The organism is Rhodoblastus sp., from assembly GCF_041915505.1.
Taxonomy (GTDB): domain Bacteria; phylum Pseudomonadota; class Alphaproteobacteria; order Rhizobiales; family Beijerinckiaceae; genus Rhodoblastus.
The window spans coordinates 1-3,553 of record NZ_JAYSBG010000349.1; the positions used below are offsets into that span (position 1 = coordinate 1).

The window sequence follows — 3,553 nt, forward strand, 5'->3', positions numbered from 1 at the left end:
AGGCAGGCGAAGGCGACCGGGACGGAGCGGAAGGCGAGGCCGACGAAGGCCGCGACGAAAGCGAATTCGAGGGTCAGGCCGTGGTTCAGCTTGGTGATCATGCCGGCGCTGTTGCGTGCCGCGATCACCGACAGGCCAGTCGCCGCGATGTGATAACCGGGATGGCGGGCGGCGAGTTCGTTCAATTTTTCATTGAGCTGCTCGACAATCGGCAGGATGTGATTGGCGTCCTTGTCCGGCACCCGGCCGGAGATCAAAGCCGCGTCGCGGTTCTCCGCGATGAAGCGGCGGGCGAGGAAGGGCGGCAGCAAATCGACGAAGGTCTTCAGCGTCTCGACATCGTCGCGATGCAGCCGTTCCGCGAGCCAGCGGCGCAGCGTTTCGAGCGACCAGACATTGGCGACGCCCGGCTGGCGCTCCATGATCGCATGAGCCTCGCCAATCAAAGCCAGCGTCTCCGGCGCGAACAGATCGGCGCCCGGCGGGAACGTCACATAAAGGTCGATCGGATTGGCGCCGTTGAGCTTGAGGTCGAGCCGCTGGCTCGCCTCGACGGCGTGGTTCTGGTCGGGCGTCTGGTCGGCGAGGCGATAGCGCGGCTCTAGTCCCATATAGAAAAAGCCCAGAACGGCGACGACAGCGAGGCCCAAACCGGCGTTGACGCCCGGCCGGCGCAGCATGCGCGCGGCCACGAAATCGCAAAAACGGCGCAAGGCCCGCACGCCGGAATCGGCGCTGCCGAATTCCGGGTCGAGCGCGCCGGGCGGCGGGGCGATCAGCACGCCAAGCACGGGCGCCAGCGCCAGAACCGTCGCCAAAGCGATCAGGATGGACAGAAAACCCGCCTGGCCGAAGGCGCGGATCAGGTCGGAATCCGAAAACAGCAGGCCGAGCAGCGACAGGCCGGCGGCGGCATGGGTCAGCACGCAGGCCGGCCCCACCACACGCAAAGCGTCGCGGAAGGCGGTCGCACGGTCGGCGCCGGCCATCATCCGGTCGCGCGCCGCGAAGGTGAGCTGCATGGAATCCGAAAAGCTGATCACCATGATCAGCGGCGTCATCACGTTCAGAAACATGTTCAGGCGGAAGCCGAGCCAGCCCAGAGCGCCGAGCGACAGCAGGATCGCCAGCAGCGGTGGGGCCGCCGCGATGATCATGAAGGAGACGCGCCGGAAGAACAGGATGGCGATGGCGCAGCCCGCCAGCAGGCCGAGCGCATTATAGAGAATGCGGTCGCGCTCCAGCGCCTTGCGGATTTCGAGCTGCATCGCCGGCGCGCCCGATAATTGCGCGATCAGGCCCGCGCCCTGCAGATCGTCGCGCAAAACGCCGCGAATCTCATCGATCGCCGAGGCGAGGCGTGGGCCATCGGCCACGCCGGGCTCCAGCGACAGCACGACCAGAGCCAGATCGCCCTGTTCCGACAACAGCTTGCCCCGGATCAGCTCATTGTCCAGCACGGTCTGGCGCAAAGCGTCATATTCCGCGCCCTCGGGCAGCGGATCGGGAAACAGCGGCTTCGGCAGGCCGCCGTCTTCCGCCGGCTGGCGCGCGGAAAACATCGAAATCGCCCCGCGCGCGCCGTCGACAAGCTGCAGATCGGTCGCCAAAGCGCGCAATTTCTCGACATTGTCGCGCTGCAGGACGGTCTTGCCCTCGATGACGACCAGAACGTCATATTCGCTGGAGGGAAAGGCGCGCGAAACCTGTTCGAACTGGCGGAATTCGGCGCTGTCGGAGCGGAAAAGCTGGCTGAGCGAATCGTCGACCCGGATGCGCAGCACGCCGAGAATGGACAAGGCGGCGAGGAGCGTGAAGAGAATCAGCGTCGGAACCGGCGCGCGCAGGGCCAGGGAGCCGAAACGCTCGATTCCCAGCGCGATATTCGACGACCGGCGGTCGGATTCGCTGATTTCGCCGGGTTTAATGCGCGATATATCGGCTTTCGGAAGGTTCATGCCCGCCCATCCTGCTGCGACAACGCCCCGTCCGCCCGCGCCGATCGCGGCGGCGGCCGCTCATGACTTTCCCGAAAACGCGACATTTTTACGATCTTGCCGGGTCGGCGGTTCCCGCGCCCGCCAATAAATTGCCAGCGCCGCTCAAGCAGTCCCAGATCCCGAAAAGCGCCGCACTTTGCGCGGACGCAACTTTCGCGCGGCGCATCCGATCATATAAGATCGCGGGGCGAAAAAACGCGCCCGGAGATGCGCCATGGATCGCGAAAACACAATCCCCACGCTCGCCGGCGCCCTGCTCGCCACTGCCGGCGACGCCATTCTCGCGGTCGACCGCGAGAGCCGGATCACCTTCTGGAACCCGGGCGCCGAGCGCATTTTCGGCTTCCGGCGCGACGAGGCGCTCGGCCAGAAGCTCGACATCATCATTCCCGAAAATCTGCGCGCCCGCCATGACAGCGGCTTCCGCCACACCATGGCGACCGGCGCGACGCGCTATGGCGCGGGCGACCTGCTCGCCGTGCCGGCGCTGACCCGCGATGGGCGGCGCATTTCGATCGAATTCAGCATTGTCCTGCTGCGCGACGCGACCGGCGCGCCCGACGGCGTGGCGGCGATCCTGCGCGACGTCACCGGGAATTTCGAGGCGATGCGCGCCCTGCGCCAGAGGCTGGCAGAACTGGAGCGCGCCGCTCAGCCCATGGCGAAGGCCACCACGAACGGCAAAGTGACATAGGACGCCAAAGTCGAGATCAGCACGAGGCCCGCGACCTCGTCCGGATCGGCGCCATAGATGCGCGCGAACAGATAATTGAACACGGCCACCGGCATGGCGCTCTGCACGATGAGCACGCCGCGCTCGATTCCGCCCAGCCCGAACAACCACGCGACGAAAGCGCCGCCCGCGACGCCGAGGCCGATGCGCGCCAGCGACAGGATCGTCTGCCGCGCCTTGTTGGTGGCGCGAAACTCCGCCAAAGCCGCGCCAAGGCCGAGCAGCATCAGCGGGATGGTGATATTGCCCAACAGGGTCAGCGAATCGTTCAGCCATCTCGGCGCGGCGAAACCGATCTGCGAGCAGACGACCGCGACGACGGCCGCGTAGAGGAACGGCGCGCGGAACAATCCGGCCAGCGTGATGACGCCGCGCGCGATGGCCGGGCCGAAGCTGAACTGGCCGATGGTGGTGACCGTGAAATAGATCATCGCCAAGGCCAGCCCGCGTTCCCCAAAGGCGTAGAGGCAGATCGGCAGGCCCATATTGCCGATATTGGGGAAAACCAGCGACGGCAGATAGATTCTTTGCGACAGCCCGGCCACGCGCAGGCCCGCCCCCGCGACGAGCGCGAACAGCAGCAGGCACGCGACGGTGGCGCCGCCCATCCGCCAGAGGTCCGACAGTGCGAAATGGGTCTTCGAGAGGGTCACGAACACCAGAGCCGGCGAGCCGAGCCGCGTGACGATCCGCGTGACGAATTCATGATCGAACGGCATGCCGCGCCAGCGCCAGACATAGCCGGAGCCGGTCACCACAATGACGGGCGCGGCGATCCCGACGAGCGAGGCGATCAGAGCCGGATTCATGACGGCGGCGC

Annotated in this window: 3 protein-coding genes; 1 reads left to right on the forward strand and 2 read right to left on the reverse strand. The window is 66.3% G+C overall.

Annotated features, from left to right (window positions below; all coding sequences use genetic code 11):
- On the reverse strand, positions 1-1,958 hold a 1,958-nt coding region (locus ACE3S9_RS16705), incomplete at its 3' end, for an RND family transporter (protein WP_374547605.1).
- Positions 1,959-2,214: 256 nt separating this feature from the next.
- Here ACE3S9_RS16705 and ACE3S9_RS16710 point away from each other — a divergent pair.
- Positions 2,215-2,694: a PAS domain-containing protein gene (locus ACE3S9_RS16710; RefSeq protein WP_374547606.1), complete on the forward strand. Its 480-nt coding sequence runs from the start codon at positions 2,215-2,217 to the stop codon at positions 2,692-2,694.
- Here ACE3S9_RS16710 and ACE3S9_RS16715 read toward each other — a convergent pair.
- Positions 2,652-3,553: AEC family transporter (locus ACE3S9_RS16715; protein WP_374547607.1), on the reverse strand; the 902-nt coding region annotated here is incomplete at its 5' end. The two genes, ACE3S9_RS16710 and ACE3S9_RS16715, sit on opposite strands and share 43 nt — an antisense overlap.

Excerpts from the sequence above, each read along its gene's own strand:
- ACE3S9_RS16710 (WP_374547606.1), top strand. The coding sequence starts at position 2,215 with ATGGATCGCGAAAACACAATCCCCACGCTCGCCGGCGCCCTGCTCGCC.